This window comes from Micromonospora matsumotoense, assembly GCF_900091525.1.
Classification (GTDB): domain Bacteria; phylum Actinomycetota; class Actinomycetes; order Mycobacteriales; family Micromonosporaceae; genus Micromonospora; species Micromonospora matsumotoensis.
Map to the genome: position 1 here is coordinate 473,367 of NZ_FMCU01000001.1, position 26,317 is coordinate 499,683.

Genomic DNA, 26,317 nt, shown 5'->3' on the forward strand with positions numbered 1-26,317 from the left:
ACGGGCATCCTCCCCGTACCCGCAGCCCTTGTCCAGCCCGGCTCGCGGGGGCGTGCGGACACGACGGCGGCTGGTCCCCGACCGGCCGCGACGGCCTGCCGGGGACGCCCTCCGCCCCGGCCGGTCAGCCGGCGGGCAACAGCAGGTCGACCAGGACCGGGAAGTGGTCGCTGGCCCGGCGGGTCGTCGGGGTGTCCACCACGTCGTAGCCGACCACCTCGACGCGCGGGTCCACGAAGAGGGCGTCGATGCGCCGGCGCGGGTTGGTGCACGAGTAGGTGTGCCGGTCGGCCGCGTCGGCGGCGATCGCGGCGTCGGTCAGCCCGGCCGCGACGGTGCCCCAGGCCGCGCCGTCCGGGCCCTCGTTGAGGTCGGCCCCGAAGACCACCGGCAGGTCGCTCGCGGCCAACTCCCGCTTGAGCAGGGCGGCCTGGCCGGGGCGTTCGACCGGGTCGGTGGCCAGGTGCGAACCGGCCAGCAGGAACCGGGCCCCGCCCACCTGACAGCGGGCGTACGCCGCGCCGCGCAGGTGCCGGCCCGGGGTGAGCGGGAACCGTTGACAGTGCGTCCCGGTCACCCGGACCCGCAGGCTGGTCAGCAGCAGGTTGCCCAGCGAGGGCAGGCCCCCGGCGGCCACCACCAGGCCGAACGAGTCGGCCAGCAGGGCGGATTTCTGCCGCCACCGGAACCGGCGCGGCGCCTCCTGCACGATCACCACGTCCGGGGCGGCCTCGCGGACCACGCTGGCCAGCGCCGCCGCGTCGTCGCGCTGGCTGTGGATGTTGTACGACACCACCCGCAGCGGCACCCGTGCGGCGTCGGCCGGGGCGGGCCCGCCGGCACCCGCCGCCGCTGAGGCCGGTGTCGCCGGCGGGGCGTTGCTCCCCGCGTCGGCGTCGGCCGGCGCGGTGACGGCGGGCGCGGCCTCGGCGGGCGCGGGGGCGTCCGGACGCCGGTCGGTCGGGCCGGTGCTCATCGGCGGCGGGCCAGGTCGGCGGCACCGATGACACCGGCGGTGTTGCCCAGCTCGGCGGGGCGTACCTCGGCCACCGGGAGCCGGCTGCGCTGGGCCAGCGCGTCGGCGAAGGACCGCCGGGTCGGGCCGAGCAGCAGGTCACCGGCGTCCACCACGCCACCGCCGACCACCAGCACCTGCGGGTCGAGGATCTGGGCCATGTCGGCGAGGCTGGTGCCGAGCCAGCGGCCGATCTGGGCGAACGCCTCGGCCGAGATCGGGTCACCGGCCTGCGCGGCGGCGGTCACCATCGGGCCGGTGATCGCCTCGGCCTCGCCACCGGCCAACTCCAGCAGGGCGGTGGCCCGCTGCGGCTCCTGCCGGGCGCCGGCCCGGGCGAACCGGACCAGGGCGCTGCCGCTGGCGTACTGCTCGATGCAGCCGAGCCGGCCGCAGCCGCACTGGTGGCCGTCGGGGACGGTGAGCATGTGCCCCAGCTCGGCGGCGATGCCGTGGGCGCCGCGGACCAGCTCACCGCCGAGCACGATGCCGCCGCCGACACCGGTGCCGATGGTGAACATGACCATGGAGTCGTCGGCGTCCCGGGCCGCGCCGTGCCGGAACTCGGCCCAGGCCGCCACGTTGCCGTCGTTCTCGACGATCACCGGCAGCCCGGTGGCGGTGCTGACGTAGTCGCGCAGCGGTTCGTCGCGCCAGGCCAGGTTGGGGGCGAAGAGCACGGTGGAGCGGGAGGCGTCGATCCAGCCGGCCGCGCCGATCCCCACCGCGTCGACCTGGTAACCGACGGCCAGCTCGGTGACCAGCTCGATGATGACGTCGCGGGTCTTGCCGACATCGTCCGCGGGGGTGTCCCGCCGGGCCTGCACGAGAACCCGGCCGGTGTCGTCCACGACACCGCCGGCCACCTTCGTGCCACCGACGTCGACTCCGATGGTCAGCGTCACCGCGGCCACTCCCCTCTGCTGTGCTGCCCGGCATCGACCGAAACCGGCCGTACGCTGCCGGGATGTCCGGTGGTCAGGCCCCGTCGCCTGGTGCGTCCCCGTCCACGCCGGCCGGCGCGCGCGAGGCGGGCACCACGCCGCCGTCGGCCGTGGGCCGGACCTGCTGGGCCGGCACGGCCGGCCCGGCGTCGTCGACGGGCGGTGCGGGGACGGCCGGTGCGACCGCGTCCTCCGCCCGGGTGGCGGCGGACCAGACGTCCCGCTCGGGCGCCGACGCAGAATCATGCCCGGTGCGGGTGGCCTCGCGCCACACATGATCGGCCTCGGAATCGGAAGGGCCGGCCCGACCGGTCGTCGCGCTGGCGTCACCGGGCGTCCCGTGGGATGCTTCCCCGCCTGTGGGCGGGCTGAAGGCGCGCATCAGGCTGGCGACGCCGGCCGCCAGATCACCCGCGCCGGTGGCGAGCCGTTCGGCGAACTCGGGGCTCGGATCGCGCAACGCGGCGATAGCCCGGCAGATCGGACAGATGCAGCACTCCGTCGATCCGGTGCTGAAACCGTCGGCCCGGTGGCTGCCGCCGGCCGGGCGGGACGGGCCGGCACTGTGACCGAGGACACCCGAGACGATCCCACCGAGCGGACCCCACGGTCCCGCCCCCGAGCCGGTGCCGGCGGACGCCAACCGGGCCGTCGCGATCAGCGTGGCGACCAGCCGTTCCGCTTCCTCCCGGGCCGAGCCCGGTTCCGTTGCGCCCATGGTCGGCTCCTCCGTCGTGTCGCCGGCCGTTGTGTCGCTACGCCGCACCGGGTGCTTCTACCCGGCGCTTGAGCTGCTTCAACGCCGTATCCATGATCATTTTTTCGGCCTTGCGGCGAAACATGCCGAGCATGCCCACCGACAGTTCGACCTCCAGCGTGTAGGTCACCGTGCAGGTGCCGTCCGGGTTGCCGACCAGGTCGTACGAGCCACGCTGGGTCTTCTGCATCTTCGAGGGCGCCACCAGGTGCCACTCGACGCGGGACAGGTCCTCGGCGTACTCGTAGGCCAGCACGTACTCGTCGGCCATCACCCCGGCGTCGATGGTGAACCGGACCTGGCTGGCGTAGCCGTCCTCGTACTCCTCGACGACCTCGGTCCGACGCACCGCCTCGGTCCACTCCGGGTAACTCGCGAAGTCGCAGATGACCGCCGCCACCCGGTCCGGTGACGCGCCGACGATGATCGACTGGGTGGAGGAGTCCGCCATGGGGGGAGGCTACCCGGCGTGCCCGCCGGACGCCCCGCTCCACCCCCGAAGCGCGGTCCGGGCCACCCCCGGGCGGGGTCCGGGCCGGTGGGCGGGCAACCTGCCTGGCGCGTTCGCCGGGGCGGCCGGGTAGGTTTCGACCATGCCGGCCCGGGTTCGGCCCGGCCAGTGCGAGCACGAGGGAGTGCAGGTGCGCGAGTTCTCCGTTCCGCCGATCGTCAGCATCGGCGACGCGGCAAACCTGACCGACCCGGTCTGGGACAACGCCGACGCCGCGCCGGACGCGGTGCAGTTCGTCCGGCCCGCCGCGGACGGCCGCGCCCGGGTCGACGTCACCTGCCGGCAGTTCCGCGACGAGGTCGTGACGGTCGCCCTGGGCCTGGCCGGGGCGGGTATCGCCCCCGGTGACCGGGTCGCCCTGATGAGCCGCACCCGCTACGAGTGGACCCTGCTCGACTACGCCATCTGGGCGGCCGGCGCGGTCACCGTCCCGATCTACGAGACGTCCAGCGCCGAACAGGCCGCCTGGATCCTCGCCGACTCCGGTGCGGTCGCGGTGGTGGTGGAGACCAACAGCCACGCCACCCTGGTCGCCGGGGTCCGGGACCGGCTCCCCGAGCTGCGCGACGTGTGGCAGATCGAGCTGGGCGGGGTGGACGAGATCGTGGCCGCCGGCGCGTCGGTCGACCCGGACGAGATCGAGCGCCGCCGCACCTCGGTCCGCGCCGCCGACGTCGCCACGATCATCTACACCAGCGGCACCACCGGCCGCCCCAAGGGCTGCGTGCTGACCCACCGCAACATGTACGCCGACATCGCCAACGCCGTGCCGGTGCTGCCGAACCTGTTCCGGCCGGGGGCCTCGACCCTGCTCTTCCTCCCCCTGGCGCACGCCTTCGCCCGGCTCATCCAGATCGGCGTCGTGCAGGCCCGGGCCACCATGGCGCACTGCGCCGACACCCGGGACCTGGTCGCCCAGCTCCAGGAGTTCCAGCCGACCTTCGTGCTCTCCGTACCCCGGGTCTTCGAGAAGGTCTACAACGGCGCGCGGCAGAAGGCCCAGGCCGACGGCAAGGGCGCGATCTTCGACCGGGCGGAGAAGGTCGCCATCGCCTGGAGTGAGGCGCAGGAGACCCCGCAGGGTCCCGGGTTGGCGCTGCGCGCCCAGCACGCCCTCTTCGACCGGCTGGTCTACCGCAAGCTGCGGGCCGCGCTCGGTGGCCGCTGCCGGGATGCGATCTCCGGCGGCGCACCGCTCGGCGCCCGGCTCGGGCACTTCTTCCGGGGCATCGGGGTGACCATCTGCGAGGGGTACGGCCTCACCGAGACCTCGCCCGCCGCCGCGGCCAACCTGCCCACCGGCACGAAGATCGGCACCGTCGGCCGGCCGCTGCCCGGCGTGACCATCCGGATCGCCGACGACGGCGAGATCCTGATCGCCGGTGACCTGATCTTCCAGGGCTACTGGAAGAACGAGTCGGCCACCGCCGAGGCGCTCGCCGACGGCTGGTTCCGCACCGGCGACCTGGGACACCTCGACGACGACGGCTTCCTCAGCATCACCGGCCGCAAGAAGGAGATCATCGTGACGGCCGCCGGCAAGAACGTCGCCCCGGCCGTGCTGGAGGACCAGGTCCGGTCGCACCCGCTGGTCAGCCAGTGCGTGGTGGTCGGTGACCGGCAGCCGTTCATCGCCGCCCTGGTCACCATCGACGAGGAGGCGCTGCCGAAGTGGCTGGCCGGGCACGGGCTGCCCGAGGACACCCCGGTCGCCCGACTGCTGACGCACGACGGGCTGCGGGCCGAGATCCAGGGCGCGGTGGACACCGCCAACCTGGCGGTCTCCAAGGCGGAGGCGATCAAGGTGTTCCGCATCCTGCCCCGCGACTTCACCGAGGCGACCGGCGAGTTGACCCCCTCGCTCAAGGTCAAGCGGCAGGTCGTCCACAAGACGTACGCGGCCGAGATCGCGGACATCTACCAAGGCTGACTACGATCCGTCACGTGTCCGCCTCCACAGCCGCCCGCCCCCAGACGCGACCCGTCGCCGCCGCCGCGCGCGCGGTGATGCTCGCGCTGGTCGGCGCCCTGACCCTGATCGCCACCCGCGATCCCGCCCAGCTCTGGTGGATCGCCCTGTTGGCGGTCGCCGGGGCGCCCGCCCTGCTGGCCCCCGAACACCGGTTGATCGGCCCGTTGAGCCGGCTCGCCGAGGCGGTGGTGATCGGGCTGGCCGCCAGCCAGGTCGCCGTCTCCTCCGCCCTCGGCTCGTCGGTCGGCGGGCTGGGCGCCTCGGCCGTGCTGCCCTACCTGGCGGTGCCGGTGACCGTCACCGCGCTGCGCCGGCAGTTCCGCGAGGGAGCGGTGCTGCTCGGGGTCACCGCGGCCACCCTGCTGGTGGCCGGCGGTTTCACCGAGGTCGACGGCGGGCGGCAGCTGGGCCAGCCGGGCTACCTGGCGGTCTGCGCCCAGTGGCTGATCCTCGCCGGGCTCGGCCTCTACGCCGCCGGCACGCTGCACCAGGTGATGCGGGTCCGCGCCGAGGGCAAGCCCCAGCCGTACGCCGAGGCGACCCGGCTGCTGACCCAGCTGCGTACGGTCGCCCGGCAGCTGCCCGGGGCCACCCTCGACCCGGGCGGCATCTCCGAGCACCTGCTGGAGGAGCTGCGTACCGTCGCCCCCGGCAACCGGGGCGCGGTGCTGTCGGCCAGCGGCGGCGGACGACTGGTGGTGCTCGCCCAGGTCGGCGTGGACCGGGTCGACTGGGAGACGACGCTGGACTCCGACTCGGCGATCGCCGACGCCTGGGCCAGCCAGCAGCCGCAGACCGCAGCCCGGTCGCAGGCCCGCTCGCACGCCGGCGGGGACGTCTCGTCGCTGATCGTGCCGCTGGTCGCCGGGGTCCGTACGGTCGGCCTGGTGGTGCTGGAGGCGGACGCGGCGCACGCCTACCCACCGCCGGTGGTGTCCCGGGTGACCGCGCTGACCGGCCCGGCCGCGCTGCGGCTGGAGGCGGCGCTGCTCTTCGACGACGTACGCTCGCTGGCCACCAACGAGGAGCGGCAGCGGCTGGCCCGGGAGATCCACGACGGGGTGGCGCAGGAGCTGGTGATGGTCGGCTACGGCATCGACAACGCGCTGGCCTACGTCGACGAGGACCCGAAGGAGACGGCCGAGGCGCTGCGCACCCTGCGCGGCGAGGTGACCCGGGTGATCACCGAGCTGCGGCTGAGCCTGTTCGAGCTGCGCAGCGAGGTGGACCGGCACGGCGGCCTGGCGGCGGCGATCGCCGAGTACGCCCGCACCGTGGGCTCGGCCGGCGGGTTGCGGGTGCACCTGTCGCTCGACGAGTCGACCGCCCGGCTACCGGCCGCCACCGAGGCCGAGTTGCTGCGCATCGCGCAGGAGGCGGTGACCAACGCCCGCAAGCACGCCGGGGCGTCGAATCTCTGGGTCACCTGTGAAGTGGACCCCCCGTACGCGCAAATTGAAGTGTCGGATGACGGTCACGGCATCGGTGACCAGCGCACCGACGGTCACTACGGCCTTGCGATCATGGCGGAGAGGGCGGAACGTATCCGGGGCCGGTTGGAGATCAGTCCCCGGCACCCCAGCGGAACGACCGTGGCGGTGGTGGTGGGTTCGTCGCCCCGGCGCGATAACGTGCGTGGCAGCGCAGCAGCAGAAGTGGAGTAACTCGAGGATGACCACAAGCCCGACACCGGCCACCCGTACCAAGGTCCTCCTTGTCGACGATCACGACCTGATCCGCAAGGGGCTGCGGCACGCCTTCGAGCGTGACCGTCAGTTCGAGGTCGTCGGCGAGGCCGCCACGGCGGCGGAGGGCGTGCGCCAGGCCGGCGCGCTGCAACCGGACGTCGTGATCATGGACCTGCGGCTCCCCGACGGCAGCGGCCTGGAGGCCACCCGGGCGCTGCGCAAGTCCAGCGCCTCGATGGGCATCGTGGTGCTCACCATGTACGCCGGCGACGACCAGCTCTTCGGCGCGCTGGAGGCGGGGGCGAGCGCCTTCGTGCCGAAGACCGCGCCGGCCGACGAGGTGGTCGCCGCCGCCCGGCACGCCGCCTCCTCGCCCAGCGCGTTCACCGCGGCCGACCTGGCCGAGGCGATGAAGCGTCGGCTGGCCCCGTCCGGCCCGCAGCTCTCCCCCCGTGAGGGTCAGGTGCTGCGGCTGCTCGCCGACGGCATGAGCGTGGCCGGCATCGCCAAGCAGCTCTTCGTCAGCGAGTCCACCGCCAAGACCCACATCTCCAAGCTCTACGAGAAGCTGGGCGCGGCCAACCGGGCGCAGGCGTTGATGACCGCCCTGCGGTTGGGCCTGCTCGAGGCGCCGGACGCACCGAAGTTCTGAGGCGGGCCCCGCCCGCCGGGCCGACCGGCCCGGGTCCCCCGCCGGACCCGGGCCGGTCGCCGACCGACCTGCCGGTGGCGATCGCTCCCGGTAAGGGGACGGTCGCGCACGGATCACGGTCTTTGCACCGGCACAGCTGACGGGCAGAATACCCGGGTGAACCGCACGGACGAGGGCGCTCGCGGCGGTACTCGACAAAGGGGTTGGGGATGCAGCGACCGGACTGGGCACCCGACGACATCGACGTCGAACGCCCCAGCGTCGCCCGCATGTACGACTACTACCTCGGCGGCTCGCACAACTTCGCCGCCGACCGGGTGGCCGCCCGGGCGATGGTGGAGGCGGTCCCCGACGCGCCGTTGATGGCCCAGGCCAACCGGGCGTTCCTGCGCCGGGTGGTGCAATACCTGGGCGACTCCGGCATCCGGCAGTTCCTCGACATCGGCTCCGGCATCCCCACCGTCGGCAACGTGCACGAGATCGCCCAGCGGGCCGCCCCGGACGCCCGGGTGGTCTACATCGACGTCGATCCGGTCGCCGTGGCGCACAGCCAGGAGATCCTGGCCGGCAACCGCAACGCCGCCGTCGTCCGGGAGGACCTGCGCCGGCCGGCGGCGATCCTGCGGCACCCCGAGGTGACCCGGCTGATCGACTTCTCCCAGCCGGTGGCCGTGATGGTCGTGGCGGTGCTGCACTTCATCCCGCACGCAGACCATCCCGAGGAGACCCTGCGCACGTTGCGCGCGGCGCTGGCCCCGGGCAGTCACCTGGTCCTCTCCCAGGCCGGCGAGGACGGTCGCCGCAGGGCGGAGCAGGTCGAGGCGGAACGGGTCTACCGCCGCACCGACAATCCGCTGTGCATCCGCAGCCGGGCCGAGCTGACCGCGTTCTTCGACGGCTTCACGCTGGTCGATCCCGGGGTGGTCTGGGTGCCGCAGTGGCGACCCGAGACACCGGAGAGCGCCGAGGACGCCGAGCGGGCCGGCTTCCTGGGCGGCGTCGGGCGTCTCGATGGGTGAGCCGGTGACCCCCGGGGCGTCCTGCCCGGGCACCTTCGCCCGCGCCTGGGCCAAGGCGGTCTCCGGCACCAGCTACCTGCCGATGACCCAGGCCCAACTGGAGGAGATGCTGCAACGGCTCACCCACCGGTTGGCCGCCGCGCTGCGGGCCGAGCCGTTCGACCCGCGCGTCGGTCACCAGGTGGGCGCCGAACTGGTGGCCGCGCACATCGCCTCGGCCGAGGGGCTGGGGCGTACCGTCGAGGTCATCCAGCTCCGCCTGCTGCGGGACCTCGGCCTGGTCGGCGACGACATCTCCGACCGGCTGGCCCGGCTGCTGGCCACCGTCACCACCGGGTACGCCCGCGCGCTGCGCGACCGGACGCTCGACGAGCAGGAGTCGATCCGGCGGGCCGCGATGGTGGCCCGGGTGCAGGCCGAACGGGCGCTGCGCGACAGCGAATCCCGGTTCCGCCACCAGGCCACCCACGACCCGCTCACCGACCTGCCCAACCGCACCCTGTTCACCGACCGGCTCGCCGCCGCCATCGCCGTGCCGGGGCGGGGTGCCGACCGGGTCGGGGTCTGCTTCCTCGACCTCGACCGGTTCAAGGTGGTCAACGACTCGCTCGGACACCAGGTCGGTGACGCGCTGCTGGTGCAGGTGGCGCAGCGGCTGCGTCGGGCGCTCGGCGACCACCTGGTGGCCCGGCTCGGCGGTGACGAGTTCGTCATCCTGGTCGAGCGGACCGGCGGCACCGACGACGTGGTCGAGGCGGCCGAGGCGGCGCTGGCGGCGGTCAGCGAGCCGGCCCTGGTCGACGGGCACGAGCTGAGCGTCACGGCCAGCGTCGGCATCGTGGAGCGGCCGGTGGCCGGCACCACCCCCGGTGAGTTGATGCGGGCCGCCGACAGCACCCTGCACTGGGCCAAGGCGGCCGGCGGCGCCCGGTGGGCGCTGTTCGACCCGGCCCGGCACCGCACCGAGCTGGCCCGGTACGCCCTGTCGGCGGCGATCCCCGCCGCCCTGGACCGGGGCGAGTTCTTCCTGGACTACCAGCCGCTGACGTCACTGCGCGACGGCACCCTGCTCGGGGTGGAGGCGTTGGTCCGCTGGCGGCACCCCGAGCTGGGGGTGTTGAGCCCCGGCAGCTTCATCGGGCTGGCCGAGGAGACCGGGCTGATCGTCCGGCTCGGCGGCTGGGTGCTCGCCGAGGCGTGCCGGGAGGCGGAGAGCTGGGCGGCCGGCGGCGGACCGGCGCCGTTCGTCAGCGTCAACCTCGCCGTCCGGCAGGTCAACCGTCCGGATCTGGTGCAGGAGGTACGCGGGCTGCTGGCGCAGACCGGCCTGCCGCCGGAGCGGCTCCAGCTGGAGATCACCGAGAGCACCATGATGAGCGCAGGTGCCGAGGACCCGGTCCGGGCCCTGCGGGCGCTCAACGACCTGGGCGTCCGGATCGCCATCGACGACTTCGGCACCGGCTACAGCAACCTGGCCTACCTGCGGGACCTGCCGGTGACCGAGCTGAAGATGGCCGGTGAGTTCGTGACCGGGCTGCGTGCCCCGCAGGTCGACCCGGCCAGCCGTACCGACGAGCGGATCCTGGCCTCGTTGGTGTCGTTGGCCCACGCGCTGGACCTGACCGTCACCGCCGAGGGGGTGGAGACCGCGGACCAGGCCGACCTGCTGCGTGCCATCGGCTGCGACGCCGGCCAGGGCTGGCACTTCGGCCGACCCGCTCCCGCCGCCCGCATCCTCGAACAGATCCGCTGAACCGCCGGCCGGGCCGACCGGCACGGCACCGGCCGCTGAGGTGACGCGCACCGGGGCGGCCGGGCCGATCGGCGGGGTCGGTCAGTGGCGGCTCAGCCGGGTGAGGTGGTGCCGGCGAGCAGGTCGGTCAGTCGACGCGCCTGGCTCTCCCAGCGCCACTCCTTCTCCACCCAGGCCCGGCCGGCCGCGCCGAGCTGGCGGGCCAGGTCCCGGTCGGCGAGCAGGGTGGCCACCCGGTCGGCGAGCTGGGCGACGTCGCGGCCCGGGACGACGTATCCGGTCTCGCCCTCGCGGACCGCGTCGGGTGCGCCGCCGGAGTCACCGGCCACCACCGGCAGCCCGGTCGCCGACGCCTCCAGATAGACGATGCCCAGCCCTTCGACGTCCAGGCCCCGGTTGCGGGTCCGGCAGGGCATCGCGTAGACGTCGCCGGCCGCATAGTGGGCGGGCAGCTCGTCCCACGGGACCGAACCGGTGAACACCACGTCCTGCTCGACACCGGTGGATCGGGCCAGCTTCTCCAGCGTCGCCCGGTAGGGGCCACCGCCGACCACCAGCAGCGCCGCGTCGGGCACCCGACGGCGGATCGCCGGCAGGGCCCGGATCAGCATGTCCTGGCCCTTGCGCGCGACCAGCCGGGAGACGCAGACCACCACCGGCCGGTCGGTCAGCCCGAGCCGGGCCCGCACCGGTGCGCCGTCCACCCCCGGGTGGTAGGTGTCCACGTCGACCCCGGGGGCCAGCCGGTGCAGCGCGGTGACGCCGTGCAGGGCGCGTTCCAGCCGTACCCGGGTGTAGTCGCCGAGGTAGGTGACCACGTCGGTGTCCCGGCCGATCCGACGCAGCGCGGTGCGGGTTCCGGGCAGGGTCGCCCAGCCGGCCTCGTGGCCGTGGGTCAACGCGACCGCCCGCCGGATGCCGGCACGTCGGCGCAGCCCACCGGCGAGCAGGCCCAGCGGGGCCGCGGCACCGAACCAGACGGTGTCGCAGCCGTGCTCGCGGGCCAGCCGGGCGGCCCGGCGGGCGACCCGTGGGGTGGGCAGCAGCACCCGGGTGGCGTCCCGGATCACCGGGAAGGGCTGCGCGGCGTCGAACTCGGCGGTGTCCCGCCAACTGGAGGCGTAGACCACCACCGAGCCGGGCGGCTGGCGGACCGCCAGGTGGTGCACGAACGACTGGATGCCGCCGGGGCGGGGCGGGAAGTCGTTGGTGATCAGCAGGGTGCGACTCATCGGCCGGCCTCCCGGGCGTAGGCGCGGGCGGCGGCCATCCGCTCCACCGTGGACGGATGCGACGCCGACCAGAGGTACGCCCAGCGGGGCGGGTCGGGGTCGGCCAGGTTGACCCCGGCGAGCCGGCGTTGCATCGCCTCGAAGGTGGCCGGGTCACCGGTGAGCGCCATCGCGTGCGCGTCGGCCCGCGCCTCGACCCGGCGCGACATCAGCGCCTGCACCGGGCCGGCGATCAGCCCGACGACCGTCACCAGGGCGACCAGCAGCGCGAACGCGCGCGGCTCGGCGATCGAGTCGACGCCGGCCCGGCGCAGCAGCGGCGTCCAGGAGCCGAGCAGATAGAGCGCGACGACCGCGGCGGCGGCCCCGAGCGCGCCGGTCACCGTGCCGGTCCAGACGTCCCGGTCCTTGGCGTGACCCAGCTCGTGCGCGACGACGCTGGTCACCTCGGCGGGGGTGGCCTCGCGCAGCAGGGTGTCGTAGACCACCACCCGCCGGGTCGGCCCCAGACCGGAGACGTACGCGTTGACCGCCGTGGTCCGCCGGGAGGCGTCCGCGACCAGCACGTCCCGCACCGGTACGCCGTCGCGGGCGGCCAGCGCGGTCAGCTCGGTGCGCAACGGCCCCTGCGCCATCGGGGTGAACCGGTTGAACACCGGCTCCACCAGCACCGGCAGCACGAAGGAGAGCAGCACCACCAGCCCTGCCGCGCCGGCCGCTCCGAACGCCCACCACCAGCGCGGGGCGAGTCGGGTGACGGTGTAGAAGCCGAGCAGCACGACCGCGGCGACCACCGCGCTGAGCGCGTACGACTTGAGCAGGTCGACCGTCCAGCCGCCCCAGCCCTGGGTGCTCAGCCCGTAGCGGGTCAGCACCGACTGCCGCCAGGCGGCGAAGGGCAGGGTGAGCAGGTCGGCGACGAGCACCACGGCGATCCCGCCGAGCACGGCGCGGGCGATCCAGTGGTCACCGAAGGGCCGCCCGGCCAACTCGACCAGTCTCGCCCCGAGCGGGGTCAGCCCGAGCAGCAGCGCCACGACGAGCCCGACGGCCAGCCCGGTGTAGCGGCCGGGGCGCAGGGCCGCCTGCAACGCCCGCCCCCGGGCCACCTGATCGGCGGGCAGGTCACGCAACGCGGCGAGCTGGTCGGACCGGGGGGCCGGGGGGCGGCTCCACGGGACCAGCAGGACACCGACCACGAGCAGGGCCAGCACCAACGCCGCCAGGGTGAGCACCGCCCAGCCGCGCGGGGTCACCTCGACGCCCCGGGGACGGACCTGCGGGTGTGGCGTCGTACCCGTGTCATGCCGCCGCTCCTCCCGCCGTGAGCGCCCATCCTATGGCCCACCGAGGCGGGCCCGGCGCGGTGTGTGCCCCGGCCCCACCCGGCCCGCACGGAGCAACCGTCAGCCACGGACATCGCTGGCCCGGCGGGCCTGCTCCGGCGGGGCGGCGGCGGTCAGGCGACCCGGCGGCGGGTGGACCGGGCCCGGCGGGTCTCGTGGGCCAGCACCTCCACCTCGAAGCCGGACCGGGTGAGCACCTCGATCGCCCGGTGCTCGGCGGCACCCAGGCCGGCGGCCGGCGAGTCGGTGTCGAGCAGGGCCGTCACCAGGCAGCCGGCGCAGCCCGCGCCCCGGACCCGGCAACCGTCGCAGTCGATGAGCATCGTGCCTCCTGACGCAGTGCGGCGTCGGGCGGAAGACCATCGTCACCACCCGAGCACCGTCGGTCAGGTCGGACACTAGCCATCGGGTACGACACAATCGGACAACCGGTGATCAACCAGCAAGTCGATGACGATCGGGGCGGTCATGGATTTGATCGATGTCGTCCGATGTGCTTCATCCGCTGCGGAGCTGGCCGCCGGGGCGAGTCAGCACGTCATAGAGCGGAGCACCGTTCCAACTCGGCTGGAGTTTGGTGATTTTCCGCCAGCCCCATGAGCGGTAGGCCGCCTGTGCCACGAAGTTGTCGGGATCAGCGAGCAGCGTCGAACGTTCCTCCGCCCGGGTACCAAGCAGTTCGTGGTGTAACGCCCTACCGATGCCACGATGCTGCCAGGATGGACGCACCAGAAGCTCGCTCAGGGCGAAGGTCCGCGTCCCGCTCTCCTGGGTGAAGCCGGCAGGAACGGGTTGCTGGATGCCACTCCACCATCGTGTCTGAGCAGACAATGGGAAGCCGTAGGCGTACCCCACCAGCTCGCCCTTGGCTGTCGCCGTGACCAACTCCCATCCAGGCGCCTGCATGTGCCCCCCGAGTTGGCGGCGGTAGCGATCCTCGCTGTGGAACTCGCCGCCGTCGGGATAGACCGCTAGGTAGAGGGACACCAACTCGTCAACGATCCGCCGCGCTTGATCGGCGTCGTGGTGGTGTAGTCGCACGTCCACGCTCATAGCCTCACCGCTTGGTCGTAAGCAGCTACGAACTGCCGGGTTTCCGAACTCGCCTGCCGATGTCGGCCGACGTTCTTCCGGACCTGCGCAAGGAGGCGGTTCACCCGGCCCGAACTCATCTGGCTCACCGCGAGCAGAGCGTCTTGGCCGTGGTGGGCGGCTCCGTTCACGTCCCCTTGGCGGTACATCGCGTCAGCGAGTTGGACCGTGTAGTAAGCCTGGTTGCGGCGAAAGGCAGGGGATGGGCTCATCGTGATGGCTCGAAACGACTCGGCGGCGCGATCCGGACGATTCAGAGCGAGGTAGGACAGCCCTGCGATGCCATTCAGTTCCTGTGCTGTCACGAAGTTGAGGAACGGGAGATCGTCATCGCTGGTTCCTCGGTGGAAGGCGTGTTTGGCCTTAGCCATCTCGCGGGTGAAACCGCTCGCATCCTGAAGGGATGCATAGGCACGGGCAGCACGCAGGTGCAACAGGGTGGTCAACCGGGGCGTGGCCCAACCGGCGGACGACCGGAAAGCGGCGTCCGAGCAATGCAGTGACTCGCCCGGTCGGTCGTCTCGGATCAGCAACATGGAAAGGCAGGACAGAGCCCGCACCTCGGCCTGCTGGTCGTCAGCCAGGCGAGCGCGGGTGATGGCCTCGTTGAGGTAGGGTTTCGCCTCCGACCGCCGGTCTGCGTCTATCGCGAGCCAGGCGGTCTCGACGACGAGGTCCGCCAGTGCGCTTTGGAGCGCGTGGCCCACCTGCCTGCTGTAGGTAGCCTTCGCCGCCCAGAGGGACATTCGGGCGTGCACCTGGCCGGCTACGTCGCAGAGAGCGTCGGCACCCACCGCCGCATCGACCCGTCGAAGTTCTTCGACCAACGAGCTGGCGAAGACCACATGCTCCAACTCGATGTTCCTGGGAGCATCCGACTGCGTCGAGATCAGACCGAGGTAGCCGGTCGCACCGAGTCCTGCGAGCGTGGCCAATGTGTTGAATCGTCGTCGGTCCGTAGTATCACCCCCGGTGTCTGCTATGACTGGTGCTGCATTCCCGGTGACTGTCTCGCTGCCACCCCTGCTCGGTTCGCCGGCGGCGCTGGCACGGCTGGACGGGCGTCTGCTGCCGGGAAGCTCGAACCAAAGGTGGCCGGCAGGTATCCGCAGTACCTGCGCCCAGTGCGCCAGCCGGTCCAGATGCACCACCGGCGGCCCATTCTCCAGCCGGCTCAACTGGGCCTGGGTGATCCCCATCCACCCCGCCACCACGGTCTGCGGCAACGCGTGCCGCCCGTGGTACGGATGGCACCGGTAGGCCCTGATCACCTGCCCGAGGTGACGTGACGCGAGCGCCTGCCGTACCGGCTGGTGGTCCCAGAAGGACGCCGACACCGCAGGCGGCGCGCTGAGCCGGTCGCGCTCGGCGGCCTGGCAGGGCGCACAGCGTCCGCTGTCGTTGTCCCGGGCGAGTCGCCCGCCACAGCGTGGGCAGTTCGCAGATGTCACCGGCAACCTCGCCAATCGCGGGCGGCTGAGTCCGAAGTCGAGCGTAGCCATTCAACCCGCTCCGTGCAGGAGCGGTATACGTAGCGCGCATATCGAGGACGCCCATGCTCATGTCGTACCGGTCGGCCGGCCTGTTCGACGGAGGGTGTCGACCACGATCGCCCAGCGGTCAGCCGTCATCTCGTCACCGGGCCGGAGGAAGCTGGCGTCATGGAAGACGACCCCGGCTTCCCCGAGCAACCGGAGGTGCCCTGCATAGGCGGGGTGGGCGGCGAGAGTCGCCTTCACCCGGGGAAAGGCGTGGACCGGCAGGCCGGTGCCGATCGCCTCGTTGAGGATGCCCAGCGCCAGCGTGTCACTCGCCCCGACCGCCCACTTGTTCACCGTGTTGAAGGTGACCGGAACGACCAGCAGCGCGTCGGCCGGTGGATGAGGCTCCGTATCACCGGGTCTGCGCCACTGCGCCCGTACCGGATAGCCGGTCTGTTCCTGCATCGCCACCCCGGTCGAGCCAGGACGCCGCGACCGGGGTGGCGATGAGGCACACCGTCCACCCGTCCGCCATCAGCAGGTCGACGAGTTCGCCGATGCGGTCCACCGGCGGGGCCGCGCAGACCACGAGATGCAGCACTCCCCGATCACTCATGCCAGCAGTGTCACCCACGGGCGAGCGGGTCCATCCGCGTAGTCGGTCGGATACGGTGCGCGCATGCCGCTCACGATCAGCACCGCATAGCGGAACCCCTGGTCAACGGCGATGGTCGACGGCATGGCCCGGGGCGGGTGCCGGGCTCCGGGGTGGTGTCGACCCGAACGACACGACCCCGTCCCCGCCCGCCCCGGTGTCCGTCCATCTTTCGCGACGCACAGGGGCGCAGACACGATGACCACCAGGACAGACATCCCCGACGGGGACCGGCCACCCGGCGACGGCCAGCCGGGGCAAGACGCCTGCGGCATGACACCGGCCGAGATCGTCCGCCGCTGGCTGCGGCTGGTGACGGCGGACGCGGAGCTGTCCCCGTACCTCGTGGGGGTGGATCGGGTCCGGCTGGCCGCGCACCTGACGGCGAGCGTGGCCGCCGCGCTCGCCGGGGAGCCGGCGGACGCGTGGGGTGGGCTCGGCCTGTCCGAGGAGCAGCACCGGCGCGTCGGTGACTACCTGGTCGGGGTGTGCTGGGCGGCCGGCCTGCCCGACGAACGGATCGCCCAGGTGCGCCGGGCGGTGGCCCGATGAGCGCCACCCACCACCCGCCGTCGGAGCGGTCCGCCGCACTGCCGCAGTCGACGCGGGCCGACGACACCGCCGAGCCGGCAGGGTGGGCCGGCGACAGCGTGCCGGCCCGGGTGATCGATCACGACCGGCCCTGCCCCGGCACCGCCATCCTGACCGTCCGCCCCTGGTCCCGGCTGGCCTACCGCCCCGGCCAGGCCGTCCCCGTGCACACCGCACACCACCCCGGCCGGTGGCGCTGGTACTCCCCCGCCAACGCACCCCGCCCCGACGGCACCATCGAGCTACATGTCCGCGCGGTGCCCGCCGGCACCGTCTCGGCCAGCCTCGTCAACGAGGTACGCCCCGGCGACCTGCTGCACCTCGGCCCGCCCCGCGACACCGGCCTGCACCTGCGCGACGCTGACCTGCTGCTGGTCGCGGGCGGCACCGGCCTGGCCCCACTGCGCGCCCTGGTCGAACAGGTCGCCGCCGCCCCCGACGGCCGACGGGTCACCCTGATCGCCGCCACCCGCACCTTCGCCGACCTGTACGACCCGATCACCCTGGACAGGCTCCAGCAGGCCCACGACTGGCTGACCATCGTGCCCGCCTTCTCCCACGACCCGCACGCCGCGCCGGCCGAGCAGGGCGACGCGCTCACCCTCGCCCTGCGCCACCACCGACCCCACCACCAGGTGTACGTCTGCGGCCCACCAGCGCTTCTCGACGACGCCCGCCGCCGGCTCCCCCTGGCGGGAGTGCCCGAGGACCGCCTCCACCTGCCCCACCCGATGGCCCCGGAGATCCCCCGCTGACACTGTGGCCAGCCCGGACCGGACGTCCGCCCGGTCCTCCTCACGGGGTACCGCAGCGCGCCCGCCCGGTTCGGCGCGCTCGCCGCCGAGACGGTGCCCGCACACCCCGGTCGACGGCCACCGCACCGACGCCGTCCGCGTCGCTCAGGAGCGGGCGAGCCGGCGCAGCAGCGAGTCCGCGCCCAGCGGGTACGCCCCGTGCCGGCGTACCCCGTCGGCGACCTCCCGGTCGGAGGAGACCACCACCACCGGGCGGCCGGGCGGCTCGGCCCGGACCAGCCGACGGATCAGCTCGTCGGCGGTCTCGCCCTTGCGGGAGAAGAGCACCCGCACCCCGCGCGGGGTGGGCGGCAGGCCGTGCATCCGCTCCGCCCCGTCGAAGACCACCGTCACCTCGTCACCGGTCTGCGCGGCGATCCCGCCGAGCCCGGTGATCAGCCGTTTGCGCTGCTGCTCCAGGGACATCTCACCGAACCCGCGCTTGGTGACGTTGTAGCCGTCGACGACCAGGTGCGCCCGGGGCAGGGCGAGCAGTTGGTCCAGGCGGGCCGGGTCGTCGGTGTCCCGGGCGCGGGTGGCCGGCCCGCTCTGGGCGGTGACCGGGGCGTCGGTGAAGGCGTCGGCCACGAAGTCGGCGGGGAGCTTGTCCACCGGGTCCAGGGCCAGTTCCCGGCGCAGCCCCACGGCGGCCTGGCCGATCGTCTCCAGCAGCAGCCACAGCCGGGCGTCGTCGACCGAGCGGGCCTCCTTGGCGCTGGCCTTGGCCACCCCGGCCGCCGCCTCGGCCTCGGCCAGCCGGGCCCGCGCCCGGCGCAGTTCGGCGTCGCTGTCGGCGGCGGCCCGGGTGGCCCGGCCGCGTTCGGTGGCGAGCAGTTCGTTGGCCCGGCGTTCCCGGGTCTGGGTCTCCCGCAGGCTGCGCTGGAGCTGCCGGGACTCCTCCCGGAGCTGGCCCAGCTCCTCGCGGACCCGGGCCAGTTCGTCGCGGAGCTTCTCCGCCTCGACCCGGGCCACCGCCCGGTCGTGCTCGGCCCGGGTGGCCCGCTGCTCGGCCTCCCGGACCAGCTCGGCGACGACCGCGCTGTCCGCCTCGGCACGGACCGCCGCGCCGCTGGCGTCGATCAGCTCCCGCCAGCCCCGGGGTCGGACCAGGTAGGCCAGGGCGGCCACCTCGACCGGGTCGGCGGCGGCCGGCGCGGTGCCCTCGACCACGGCCGCGCCGAGGTCACCGGCGTCGGCCAGCACCCGGGCGGTGACCCGCTGCCGGAACAGCGGGTCGGCGGTGAGCTGGGCGGCGATGACCGAACCTCCGAGCCGGGCCCGGCGGTTCGGGGCGAACTTCGCCACCCGGCGCAGCGGCACCGGCACCTCGTCGGCGGGCAGACCGGGCAGGACGGCGGCGGTGAGCGCCACGATCCGCTGCCGGACCGACTCGGGCAGGGTGGGCTCCGGCTCCGGCAGGCCAGCCTCGGACTCGGGCAGGGTGGGCTCGGGCTCCGGCAGGGTGGGCTCGGGCTCGGGCGCCCCCGCACCCGAGTCCCCGCCGGCCTCGGGCACGGCGACGGACGACCCCTCCTCCGGGAGGTGGTCGTCGTACGGCTCGGTGAGGGGCATGGGGCAAGTCTCCCACCGCGACCGGGCCCACCGTCGGATGAGTGAGCCGATCTCTCATCCTATGCCGGCAGGGGCCCCTGGGGCTGCGGTGACGGGAGTGTCGCACCGAACGGTTAACCTGCCGCCCGTGGCACCTGGGGAGTACGTCCAGCAGACCCTGGCCGGCCTGGACCAGTCGGCCGGCGGCGTCGATCCGGCCCTGCCGTTGTATGCGACGACGTTCGTGGTGGTCGACCTGGAGACCACCGGCGGCTCACCCGACGGCGGGGGGATCACCGAGATCGGCGCGGTCAAGGTGCGCGGCGGCGAGGAGCTGGGGGTGCTCGCCACCCTGGTCAACCCGGGGGTGCCGATCCCGCCGTTCATCACCGTGCTGACCGGGATCACCCAGGCCATGCTGATCCCCGCCCCGCCGATCGAGGAGGTGCTGCCGAGTTTCCTGGAGTTCATCGCCGACGCCGTGCTGGTGGCCCACAACGCGCCCTACGATGTCGGGTTCCTCAAGGCCGCCTGCGCGAAGCACGGCTACCGCTGGCCCAACCCCCGGGTGCTGGACACGGCGGCGCTGGCCCGCCGGGTGCTCAGCCGCGACGAGGTGCCCAACCGCAAGCTGGGCACCCTGGCCGCCTACTTCCGTACCACCACCCAACCCACCCACCGGGCGCTGGACGACGCCAAGGCGACGGTGGACGTGCTGCACGGGCTGATCGCCCGCCTCGGCGGGCACCGGGTCGACACGGTCGGCGAGGCGATCGAGTTCGCCCGGGCGGTCACCCCCACCCAGCGGCGCAAGCGGCACCTGGCCGACGGGCTGCCCAAGGCACCCGGGGTCTACATCTTCCGGGCCGCCGACGACCGGCCGCTCTACGTGGGCACCTCCGGCGACATCGCCACCCGGGTCCGCAGCTACTTCACCGCCGCCGAGAAGCGGGCCCGGATGTCGGAGATGCTGGCCGCCGCCGAGCGGGTGGAAGCGGTGGAGTGCGCCCACCCGCTGGAGGCGGAGGTACGCGAGCTGCGGTTGATCGCCGCGCACGCGCCGCCGTACAACCGCCGGTCGAAGTATCCGGAGCGGATGGTGTGGCTCAAGCTGACCGACGGGCCGTACCCCCGGCTGTCGGTGGTGCGCGGCCTGGCCCCCGGCGACACCGCCTACCTGGGCCCGTTCCGCTCCAAACAGGCCGCCGAGCTGGCCGCCGCCGGATTCCACGACGCGGTGCCGCTACGGCAGTGCACCCACCGGCTGTCGCTGCGCACGATCACGCCGGCCTGCGCGCTGGCCGAGCTGGGCCGCTGCCCGGCACCCTGCGAGCACCGGATCACCCCGCAGGAGTACGACGACCGCGCGGTCGCCCCGTTCCGCACCGCCACCACCAGCGACCCGCAGGTGGTGGTGGACGCCCTGCTGGCCCGGATCGAGGCGCTGGCGACCACGCAGCGCTACGAGGAGGCGGCGGTGGTGCGGTCCCGGCTGGCGGCGGTGCTGCGGGCCGCTGTCCGGATGCAGCGGCTGGCCGCGTTGACCCGGATCGCCGAGCTGGCCGCCGCCCGGCCCGCCGCCGGGGGTGGCTGGGAGTTGGCGCTGGTCCGGCACGGGCGGCTCGCCGGCGCCGGGGTGTCCCCGCCGGGCGTCCATCCGCGACCGACGATCACCGCGATCCGGGCCACCGCCGAGACGGTGGAGCCGGGCGGGCACGGTCCGGTGCCCCGGGCCACCGCCGAGGAGACCGAGCGGATTCTGTCCTGGTTGGAGCGACCGGAGACCCGGCTGGTCGAGATGACCTCCGTTTGGTCGTCCCCGGTGGCCGGCGCGGGGCGGTTCCGTGACCTGCTGGCGAAGGCCGAGGGCGGGGGGTCCCACCAACTCTCGACCGAACGCCCATGAGCAAGTGACCGATCGGACGACCTCGCCTCGCTTAGTCTGTTAAGGGAGTGCAGTCCTGCCCGTTTCGTGGGCCTGCTTCCGGTTGCCGGGGACGGTGACCGTGGAGCCGGGGTGAGGAGGTGTCCCTCGTGGACGTCGACGCCGGACACGGCGCCGCCCTGGGGGGTGCGCTCCCGGCCCAGCCGGGTGAGTTGCCCCTGACCCGGCGGCTCCGGTCCCTGTTGAGTTGGCCGGCCAACGACGCCGACCCGGTGACCCAGCTCGTCCGCACCCACCGCGGCATCCATTCCAACGCGGACGCCTCGGTGCTACGCCGGGCGTACACGATCGCCGAGAACATGCACCGGGGTCAGTTCCGCAAGAGCGGCGAGCCGTACATCACCCATCCGCTGGCGGTCGCCCAGATCTGCGCCGACCTCGGGATGGACACCACCACCCTGGTCGCGGCGCTGCTGCACGACACGGTGGAGGACACCCGCTACACCCTCCAGGCGCTCAGCGAGGACTTCGGGCACGAGGTGGCGCACCTGGTCGACGGGGTGACCAAGTTCGACAAGGCGTTCTACGGCAAGGCCGCCGAGGCGGAGACGATCCGCAAGATGATCATCGCGGCCGGCAAGGACGTCCGGGTGCTGATCATCAAGCTGGCCGACCGGCTGCACAACATGCGCACCCTCGGGGTCCGCTCGGCCGCCTCCCGGGAGCGGATCGCCCGCAAGACCCAGGAGGTGCTGGTCCCGCTCTGCGACCGGCTCGGCATCCAGACCCTCAAGCGCGACCTGGACGACGTGGTGCTGCTGCACCTGGAGCCCGACGAGCACGCCCGGCTGGCCCGGCACGTGCACGACCGGCCCGGCTGGGACGCCTACCTCGACGACGTGGTGGCCCAGGCCAAGGTGTCGCTCCGCCGCAGCCGGGTCGACGCCGAGGTGAGCGTCCGCCCCCGGCACCTCTACTCGATCTGGAAGGACACCGTGGCCGGCGGGCACGCCATCCCGTACGACCTGCCCCGGATCGTGATCGTGGTGGACGGCCCGGCCACCGACTGTTACGCCGCCCTCGGCGCGGTGCACGGGCGCTGGCGGCCGATCCCCGGCCGGTTCAAGGACTTCATCGCCTCCCCCAAGAACAACCTCTACCGGTCCCTGCACACCAGCGTCTGCGGCCCGCAGGACCGCACGGTCGAGGTGCTGATCCGCACCCGGGAGATGCACCGCTGCGCCGAGTACGGGGTGGCTGCCGACTTCCGCTTCCCCCGCGCCGCCACGGGGGGCAGCCAGACCGACCAGCTCTCCTGGCTGCGCCGGGTGCTCGACTGGGAGCAGGAGGCGCCCGACCCGGCCCAGTTCCTCCAGTCGTTGCGGTGCGACCTGGCCGAGGCGCAGATCCAGGTGGTCGCCGACGGCCGGCAGGTGGTGCTCCCGGCCGGGGCCACCCCGGTCGACCTGGCGTACGAGCTGGGCACCGAGCGGGGCGACCACTGCCTCGCCGCGCGGATCAACGGCCGGCTCGCCCCGCTGGCGTCCGAACTGGACGAGGGCGACGTGGTGGAGATCTACTCGGAGAACGACGCGGAGAGCGGTTTCGCGGCGGACGTCGCCCCCCGGGGCCCCCGTCGCGAGTGGCTCGACTTCGTCAAGTCGCCGCACGCGCAGATGCAGATCAGCCGCTGGTTCACCGAGCACGTCGAGCCCGGCATCTCGATCACCGACAAGGTCCGCCTGGGGCGGGCCACCATCGGCCTGGCGCTGCGTACGCACCACCGAGGGCTGGCCAGCGACCTGCCGTTGCTGCGGCTGTCGGAGGAACTCGGCTACCCCGACCTGGAGACCCTGCTGGTCGCGGTCTTCGACCGGGCGGTCGAGCCGGACACCGTGGTCCGTCAGCTCATCGACCTGGTCGACCATCGACAGTGAGTCCCTGGCCGGGTGACCGGTCGCCCCGCACCCCACGACAGCGCACCGACGGCCTAGCCTGGAGCCATGATCCTCCGTTCCCGCGCCACCGGCCGGGCCGTCGCGTACAAGGTCTTCTACCGGCTGCCGGTCTCGGTGCGGCGTCGCCTGGTCCGGCTCGCCGGGCCCAAGTACGTCGTCGGCGCGGTGACCCTGGTCCGGGACAGCGAGGCCGGCGGGGCCGGCCGGCTCCTGCTGCTGCGCCAACCCCCCGGGCACAGCTGGACGTTGCCCGCCGGGCTGCTCCAACGCGGTGAGGCCCCGGTCGTCGGGGCGGCCCGCGAGCTGCACGAGGAGTCCGGGGTGCGGCTCGCCCCGGAGCAGCTCCGCCCGGCCGTGCCGAACGCCCTGGTGCACGCCCGGGGCTGGGTGGACATGGTCTTCGAGGCGGAGGTGCCCGCCGCCACCACCACGCTGAAGGTGGACGGTGCGGAGGTCTTCGAGGCGGCCTGGCACCCGCTGGACGACCTGCCCCGGCTGAGCCGGGCCACCGCCAACCTGCTCGGCCACTACGGCATCGGGCCGCAGGCCGGCCAGCCGACGACGTGACCGCCCCGGACGGCCTGTGCGCGGTGGTGCTCGCCGCCGGTGAGGGCACCCGGCTGCGCCCGCTCACCGCCCGGGTGCCCAAGGCGCTCTGCCCGGTCGGCAACGTGTCGCTGCTGGACCGGGCCCTGGCACGGCTCGCCGGCCTCGGGTTCACCGGGGCGGACCGGGTCGCGGTGAACGCCTGCTACCTCGCCGACCAGGTGGTGGCGCACGTCGGCGACCGGGCGCACCTGTCGGTGGAGCCGGGCGATCCGCTGGGCACCGCGGGGGGCCTGGGCAACCTGCGGGACTGGATCGCCGGCCGGGGGGTGCTGGTCGGCAACGCCGACGCCTACCTGGCCGATCCCCGGGCCACGCCGGGCCCGGACATCGCGGCGCTGCTGGCCGGCTGGGACCACCGGTCCGTACGGCTGCTCGGCCGGCCGGCCCCGGACCCGACCGCTCCCGGCACCTTCGACGGGCACGTCTTCACCGGCTTCTCACTGCTGCCCTGGCACCGGGTGCGGGAGCTGCCGGCCCGCTTCGGCGACCTGGTCCGCACGGTGTGGCGGCCGGCCGAGGCGGTCGGTGAGCTGACCGTGGTGCCGTACCCGGGCACATTCTTCGACACCGGCACCCCGACCGACTACCTGGCGGCCAACCTGCACGCCGCCGGCGACGACGCCCTGATCGCCCCGGACGCCACCGTGACCGGCCGGGCCCGGCGCGCGGTGGTCGGTGCGGGCGCGGTGGTGCGCGGCGACGTGGAGCGGGTGGTGGTCTGGCCCGGCGCGACGGTCGGCCCGGACGAACGGCTGCGCGACGTGATCCGGGCCGACGGCCTCACCGTGGCCGCCGTACCGGGCGGGCCTTGATCGCCGGTGTCAGAATCACCAGCATGCAGCCTTCCGCCCCCCGGATCACCCTGTCGGTCGGCTACCGGTCGGGCCGTACCGGTCGCATCGTGTCGTTGCTGGTGCTGGGTGCCATCCTGACGGTCGGTTGCGGCTGTGTCGGCGCCTTCATCGGGACCGGCCTGAACGCGGCGGCCGGCAACAACACCTCGGGCAGCACGGCGGTGCCGGCGCTCGTCGCGCTCCTGTCGGCCGGGCTCGTCATGCTCCTCATCGGCCTGCTGGTGACGAGCGTCGTGCGGGCCGGCGCCTGGCTGGAGGGCACCCGGCTCACCGTGGTCAGGCTCGCCTCCAAGACCGTCGACCTGCGGGCCGCCCGGTCGGTGTCGTTGCGCGCTACGGCCATCGCGCAGACCGGCGTCTCCAGCGACGGCGGGCTGGTCGCCACCGGCGCGGTCACCCGGACCCCGGTGCTCACCGTCAGCACCGACACCGGCACGGTCAAGCTGGGGCTGCGCAGCAAGGAGAGCCTGCTCATCCCACCCCCCGAGATGTACGCCCTGGCCGCCGCGCTGGACACCGCCCGCTGCCCGGGGGCGGCGGAGGCGGCCGGTTGGCTGCGCGCCATGGCCGCCGACCCGCGCACCATGCTGCTCTGACCCGCACCCCGCACCCCGGGCCCGGCACACCCGCAACTGCTCTGACCCGGGCCCGGCACACCCGCAACCCACCGCCCCGATCAGCCCGCCGCCCTGCCCTCCACCATTCCGGCCCTCCACCACTGCGGCCCGCCCGGGTTCGTCCCGCCGCCAACCCGGTCTTGGTCGACTCGAAATCGCCGGTCTTGCGGTATCCACTCGCTCGGATAACGCTGGAACAGCGACATTGCGACGGTCCGGTCATCGGTGGTCCGACAGGCCCACGCGTTCGGGCGCCACGACAGCAGCCGTTCGCGGCGAGCCCGCCGCTGCCGGGTTCAGTGAATCCTCGGCAACGACGTCACGGGCCAGGCAGGCCAGCAGACCGCCTCCGGACCTCGGGCTTCGCGGGCCGGGCAGGCCAGCGGTTCGTCCGAGCGGCGGGCCATGCGGGTAGGCGAGCCTTCCCCACCCACACTATGTGGCGCGACGCGTATGCCTGGCTGGCATAAATGTGCCCGGCAGGCATACACCCTTCCGTCCGATGTTCACGCCGAGGGCTGGCGCGCTCGCAGCAGACCCCTACCGGATTGCTCGCCGGCCGTCACCCGAACACTCGCCAGCCCTACCTGGGGAGCCCGACCAGCCAATTCGCCCGCCTCCGCCACACGTCGAGCAACCAGTAGATGCGAGATCAGGAGCAGACGGCAGGGGCAAGGGCCAGAGGCGAGGAGCAGAGGCGAGGAGCAGAGGCGAGGAGCAGAGGCGAGGAGCAGAGGCGAGGAGCAGAGGCGAGGAGCAGAGGGCAGAGGGACAGGGCGAGGAGCAGGGGGCAGGGGCGAGGGACGGGGACAACCGGGAGAGGCAGCTGGGTGCGGCACTAGCATGGTCAACGACACCAGGCCGGCGTCGCGCCGGGCACGACGAACGGAGAATCGTCCAGTGATCACCGCGATCGTCCTGATCGACTGCGCCACCGACTCGATCCCCGAGGTGGCCGAGAACCTGGCCAATCTGCCCGGCGTCAGCGAGGTCTACTCGGTGGCCGGGCACGTCGACCTGATCGCCATCGTCCGGGTCCGGGAGTTCGAGCAGACCGCCGAGGTCATCGCCGGCAGCATCTCCAAGATGCCCGGGGTGCTCAACACCGAGTCGCACATCGCCTTCCGCGCCTACTCCCAGCACGATCTGGAGGAGGCGTTCGCCATCGGCCTGGCCAGCGCCGACTGACCGACGTCACCGGCACGGCGGCCAACGCCGGCGCACCGCCGGGTCGACCGCCCGACCCCACACCGGCCCGACCCGACACCGGCCCGACCCGACGCCGACCGGCACCGCCGCACCGGCCGACCCGACACCGACCAGCACCGACCGATGCCATCG

25 protein-coding genes are annotated in these 26,317 nt (G+C 73.6%); 13 read left to right on the top strand and 12 right to left on the bottom strand.

Translation table 11 applies throughout. The features are described 5' to 3' along the window. Positions 1 to 124 precede the first annotated feature (124 nt). The 4 genes from GA0070216_RS02015 to GA0070216_RS02030 form a co-directional block, all read right to left on the bottom strand. A complete protein-coding gene (locus GA0070216_RS02015; RefSeq protein WP_176738810.1) occupies positions 125 to 808 on the bottom strand; it encodes an endonuclease/exonuclease/phosphatase family protein in 684 nt (227 codons plus the stop codon). A gap of 164 nt (positions 809 to 972) precedes the next feature. Then, positions 973 to 1,920, bottom strand: coding sequence for an ROK family glucokinase (locus GA0070216_RS02020; RefSeq protein WP_091238868.1), 948 nt, complete (start codon positions 1,918 to 1,920; stop codon positions 973 to 975). A 73-nt stretch (positions 1,921 to 1,993) separates the two neighbouring features. After that, the gene (locus GA0070216_RS02025; protein WP_091237661.1) at positions 1,994 to 2,677 is read right to left on the bottom strand and encodes a hypothetical protein; all 684 of its coding nucleotides are present in this window, start codon (positions 2,675 to 2,677) and stop codon (positions 1,994 to 1,996) included. Between the two features lie 37 nt (positions 2,678 to 2,714). Then, the gene (locus GA0070216_RS02030) at positions 2,715 to 3,167 is read right to left on the bottom strand and encodes an SRPBCC family protein (RefSeq protein ID WP_091237664.1); all 453 of its coding nucleotides are present in this window, start codon (positions 3,165 to 3,167) and stop codon (positions 2,715 to 2,717) included. Positions 3,168 to 3,357: 190 nt separating this feature from the next. On the opposite strand from GA0070216_RS02030, the gene GA0070216_RS02035 reads away from it, so the two are divergent. From GA0070216_RS02035 to GA0070216_RS02055, 5 genes are all read left to right on the top strand, one after another. After that, on the top strand, positions 3,358 to 5,157 hold the full coding sequence (locus tag GA0070216_RS02035; RefSeq protein ID WP_091238871.1) for an AMP-dependent synthetase/ligase: 1,800 nt from the start codon (positions 3,358 to 3,360) through the stop codon (positions 5,155 to 5,157). Positions 5,158 to 5,171: 14 nt separating this feature from the next. Beyond that, the gene (locus tag GA0070216_RS02040) at positions 5,172 to 6,863 is read left to right on the top strand and encodes a GAF domain-containing sensor histidine kinase (RefSeq protein WP_091237667.1); all 1,692 of its coding nucleotides are present in this window, start codon (positions 5,172 to 5,174) and stop codon (positions 6,861 to 6,863) included. Positions 6,864 to 6,870: 7 nt separating this feature from the next. After that, positions 6,871 to 7,539 carry a response regulator transcription factor gene (locus GA0070216_RS02045; RefSeq protein ID WP_007072219.1) on the top strand — a complete coding sequence of 223 codons (669 nt, stop codon included), beginning with the start codon at positions 6,871 to 6,873 and terminating at the stop codon, positions 7,537 to 7,539. A gap of 209 nt (positions 7,540 to 7,748) precedes the next feature. After that, entirely contained in the window at positions 7,749 to 8,558 is an 810-nt protein-coding gene (locus GA0070216_RS02050) for an SAM-dependent methyltransferase (RefSeq protein ID WP_091237671.1), read from the top strand. Beyond that, positions 8,551 to 10,311 carry a putative bifunctional diguanylate cyclase/phosphodiesterase gene (locus GA0070216_RS02055; protein ID WP_091237674.1) on the top strand — a complete coding sequence of 587 codons (1,761 nt, stop codon included), beginning with the start codon at positions 8,551 to 8,553 and terminating at the stop codon, positions 10,309 to 10,311. The genes GA0070216_RS02050 and GA0070216_RS02055 overlap by 8 nt, the downstream gene beginning before the upstream one ends. 92 nt (positions 10,312 to 10,403) lie before the next feature. Here the strand turns inward: GA0070216_RS02055 and GA0070216_RS02060 are convergent, their stop codons facing one another. From GA0070216_RS02060 to GA0070216_RS35220, 7 genes are all read right to left on the bottom strand, one after another. Beyond that, on the bottom strand, positions 10,404 to 11,543 hold the full coding sequence (locus GA0070216_RS02060; protein ID WP_091237677.1) for a glycosyltransferase family 4 protein: 1,140 nt from the start codon (positions 11,541 to 11,543) through the stop codon (positions 10,404 to 10,406). Further along, a complete protein-coding gene (locus GA0070216_RS02065; RefSeq protein WP_091237680.1) occupies positions 11,540 to 12,799 on the bottom strand; it encodes a M48 family metallopeptidase in 1,260 nt (419 codons plus the stop codon). The genes GA0070216_RS02060 and GA0070216_RS02065 overlap by 4 nt, the downstream gene beginning before the upstream one ends. A 203-nt stretch (positions 12,800 to 13,002) precedes the next feature. After that, positions 13,003 to 13,212 carry a hypothetical protein gene (locus GA0070216_RS02070; protein WP_091237684.1) on the bottom strand — a complete coding sequence of 70 codons (210 nt, stop codon included), beginning with the start codon at positions 13,210 to 13,212 and terminating at the stop codon, positions 13,003 to 13,005. 175 nt (positions 13,213 to 13,387) lie between these two features. Further along, positions 13,388 to 13,942 carry a GNAT family N-acetyltransferase gene (locus tag GA0070216_RS02075; RefSeq protein ID WP_091237686.1) on the bottom strand — a complete coding sequence of 185 codons (555 nt, stop codon included), beginning with the start codon at positions 13,940 to 13,942 and terminating at the stop codon, positions 13,388 to 13,390. Then, a complete protein-coding gene (locus GA0070216_RS35215; protein ID WP_245722246.1) occupies positions 13,939 to 15,483 on the bottom strand; it encodes a helix-turn-helix domain-containing protein in 1,545 nt (514 codons plus the stop codon). The genes GA0070216_RS02075 and GA0070216_RS35215 overlap by 4 nt, the downstream gene beginning before the upstream one ends. Before the next feature lie 57 nt (positions 15,484 to 15,540). Beyond that, complete coding sequence (locus GA0070216_RS02085) at positions 15,541 to 15,927, bottom strand: flavoprotein (RefSeq protein ID WP_245722247.1); 387 nt, start codon at positions 15,925 to 15,927, stop codon at positions 15,541 to 15,543. Further along, positions 15,875 to 16,078, bottom strand: coding sequence for a hypothetical protein (locus GA0070216_RS35220; RefSeq protein WP_245722248.1), 204 nt, complete (start codon positions 16,076 to 16,078; stop codon positions 15,875 to 15,877). The genes GA0070216_RS02085 and GA0070216_RS35220 overlap by 53 nt, the downstream gene beginning before the upstream one ends. 237 nt (positions 16,079 to 16,315) lie before the next feature. On the opposite strand from GA0070216_RS35220, the gene GA0070216_RS02090 reads away from it, so the two are divergent. Continuing rightward, complete coding sequence (locus GA0070216_RS02090; RefSeq protein ID WP_245722249.1) at positions 16,316 to 16,669, top strand: globin family protein; 354 nt, start codon at positions 16,316 to 16,318, stop codon at positions 16,667 to 16,669. Beyond that, the gene (locus tag GA0070216_RS02095) at positions 16,666 to 17,463 is read left to right on the top strand and encodes an FAD-binding oxidoreductase (RefSeq protein ID WP_091237691.1); all 798 of its coding nucleotides are present in this window, start codon (positions 16,666 to 16,668) and stop codon (positions 17,461 to 17,463) included. Before GA0070216_RS02090 ends, GA0070216_RS02095 begins: the two co-directional genes overlap by 4 nt. Before the next feature lie 144 nt (positions 17,464 to 17,607). On the opposite strand, the gene GA0070216_RS02100 is transcribed toward GA0070216_RS02095, so the two are convergent. Further along, the gene (locus GA0070216_RS02100; protein ID WP_091237693.1) at positions 17,608 to 19,074 is read right to left on the bottom strand and encodes an NYN domain-containing protein; all 1,467 of its coding nucleotides are present in this window, start codon (positions 19,072 to 19,074) and stop codon (positions 17,608 to 17,610) included. Positions 19,075 to 19,201: 127 nt separating this feature from the next. On the opposite strand from GA0070216_RS02100, the gene GA0070216_RS02105 reads away from it, so the two are divergent. The 6 genes from GA0070216_RS02105 (at position 19,202) to GA0070216_RS02130 (ending at position 26,164) form a co-directional block, all read left to right on the top strand. Continuing rightward, positions 19,202 to 20,959, top strand: coding sequence for a DEDD exonuclease domain-containing protein (locus GA0070216_RS02105; protein WP_091237696.1), 1,758 nt, complete (start codon positions 19,202 to 19,204; stop codon positions 20,957 to 20,959). A 128-nt stretch (positions 20,960 to 21,087) separates the two neighbouring features. Next, on the top strand, positions 21,088 to 22,875 hold the full coding sequence (locus GA0070216_RS02110; RefSeq protein WP_091237700.1) for a RelA/SpoT family protein: 1,788 nt from the start codon (positions 21,088 to 21,090) through the stop codon (positions 22,873 to 22,875). 66 nt (positions 22,876 to 22,941) lie between these two features. Then, the gene (locus GA0070216_RS02115) at positions 22,942 to 23,463 is read left to right on the top strand and encodes an NUDIX domain-containing protein (protein WP_091237704.1); all 522 of its coding nucleotides are present in this window, start codon (positions 22,942 to 22,944) and stop codon (positions 23,461 to 23,463) included. Continuing rightward, positions 23,460 to 24,317 (top strand): sugar phosphate nucleotidyltransferase, encoded by an 858-nt coding sequence (locus GA0070216_RS02120; RefSeq protein ID WP_091237707.1) that lies wholly within the window; start codon positions 23,460 to 23,462, stop codon positions 24,315 to 24,317. The genes GA0070216_RS02115 and GA0070216_RS02120 overlap by 4 nt, the downstream gene beginning before the upstream one ends. Positions 24,318 to 24,340: 23 nt before the next feature. Continuing rightward, positions 24,341 to 24,955, top strand: coding sequence for a hypothetical protein (locus tag GA0070216_RS02125; RefSeq protein WP_141722995.1), 615 nt, complete (start codon positions 24,341 to 24,343; stop codon positions 24,953 to 24,955). Between the two features lie 921 nt (positions 24,956 to 25,876). Continuing rightward, complete coding sequence (locus tag GA0070216_RS02130) at positions 25,877 to 26,164, top strand: Lrp/AsnC family transcriptional regulator (RefSeq protein WP_091237714.1); 288 nt, start codon at positions 25,877 to 25,879, stop codon at positions 26,162 to 26,164. The last annotated feature ends 153 nt before the right edge of the window (positions 26,165 to 26,317 follow it).

Excerpts from the sequence above, each read along its gene's own strand:
- GA0070216_RS02025 (WP_091237661.1), bottom strand. The coding sequence starts at position 2,677 with ATGGGCGCAACGGAACCGGGCTCGGCCCGGGAGGAAGCGGAACGGCTG.
- GA0070216_RS02030 (WP_091237664.1), bottom strand. The coding sequence starts at position 3,167 with ATGGCGGACTCCTCCACCCAGTCGATCATCGTCGGCGCGTCACCGGAC.
- GA0070216_RS02045 (WP_007072219.1), top strand. The coding sequence starts at position 6,871 with ATGACCACAAGCCCGACACCGGCCACCCGTACCAAGGTCCTCCTTGTC.
- GA0070216_RS02050 (WP_091237671.1), top strand. The coding sequence starts at position 7,749 with ATGCAGCGACCGGACTGGGCACCCGACGACATCGACGTCGAACGCCCC.
- GA0070216_RS02055 (WP_091237674.1), top strand. The coding sequence starts at position 8,551 with ATGGGTGAGCCGGTGACCCCCGGGGCGTCCTGCCCGGGCACCTTCGCC.
- GA0070216_RS02060 (WP_091237677.1), bottom strand. The coding sequence starts at position 11,543 with ATGAGTCGCACCCTGCTGATCACCAACGACTTCCCGCCCCGCCCCGGC.
- GA0070216_RS02070 (WP_091237684.1), bottom strand. The coding sequence starts at position 13,212 with ATGCTCATCGACTGCGACGGTTGCCGGGTCCGGGGCGCGGGCTGCGCC.
- GA0070216_RS02075 (WP_091237686.1), bottom strand. The coding sequence starts at position 13,942 with ATGAGCGTGGACGTGCGACTACACCACCACGACGCCGATCAAGCGCGG.
- GA0070216_RS35215 (WP_245722246.1), bottom strand. The coding sequence starts at position 15,483 with ATGGCTACGCTCGACTTCGGACTCAGCCGCCCGCGATTGGCGAGGTTG.
- GA0070216_RS02085 (WP_245722247.1), bottom strand. The coding sequence starts at position 15,927 with ATGCAGGAACAGACCGGCTATCCGGTACGGGCGCAGTGGCGCAGACCC.
- GA0070216_RS35220 (WP_245722248.1), bottom strand. The coding sequence starts at position 16,078 with ATGAGTGATCGGGGAGTGCTGCATCTCGTGGTCTGCGCGGCCCCGCCG.
- GA0070216_RS02090 (WP_245722249.1), top strand. The coding sequence starts at position 16,316 with ATGACCACCAGGACAGACATCCCCGACGGGGACCGGCCACCCGGCGAC.
- GA0070216_RS02095 (WP_091237691.1), top strand. The coding sequence starts at position 16,666 with ATGAGCGCCACCCACCACCCGCCGTCGGAGCGGTCCGCCGCACTGCCG.
- GA0070216_RS02100 (WP_091237693.1), bottom strand. The coding sequence starts at position 19,074 with ATGCCCCTCACCGAGCCGTACGACGACCACCTCCCGGAGGAGGGGTCG.
- GA0070216_RS02115 (WP_091237704.1), top strand. The coding sequence starts at position 22,942 with ATGATCCTCCGTTCCCGCGCCACCGGCCGGGCCGTCGCGTACAAGGTC.
- GA0070216_RS02125 (WP_141722995.1), top strand. The coding sequence starts at position 24,341 with ATGCAGCCTTCCGCCCCCCGGATCACCCTGTCGGTCGGCTACCGGTCG.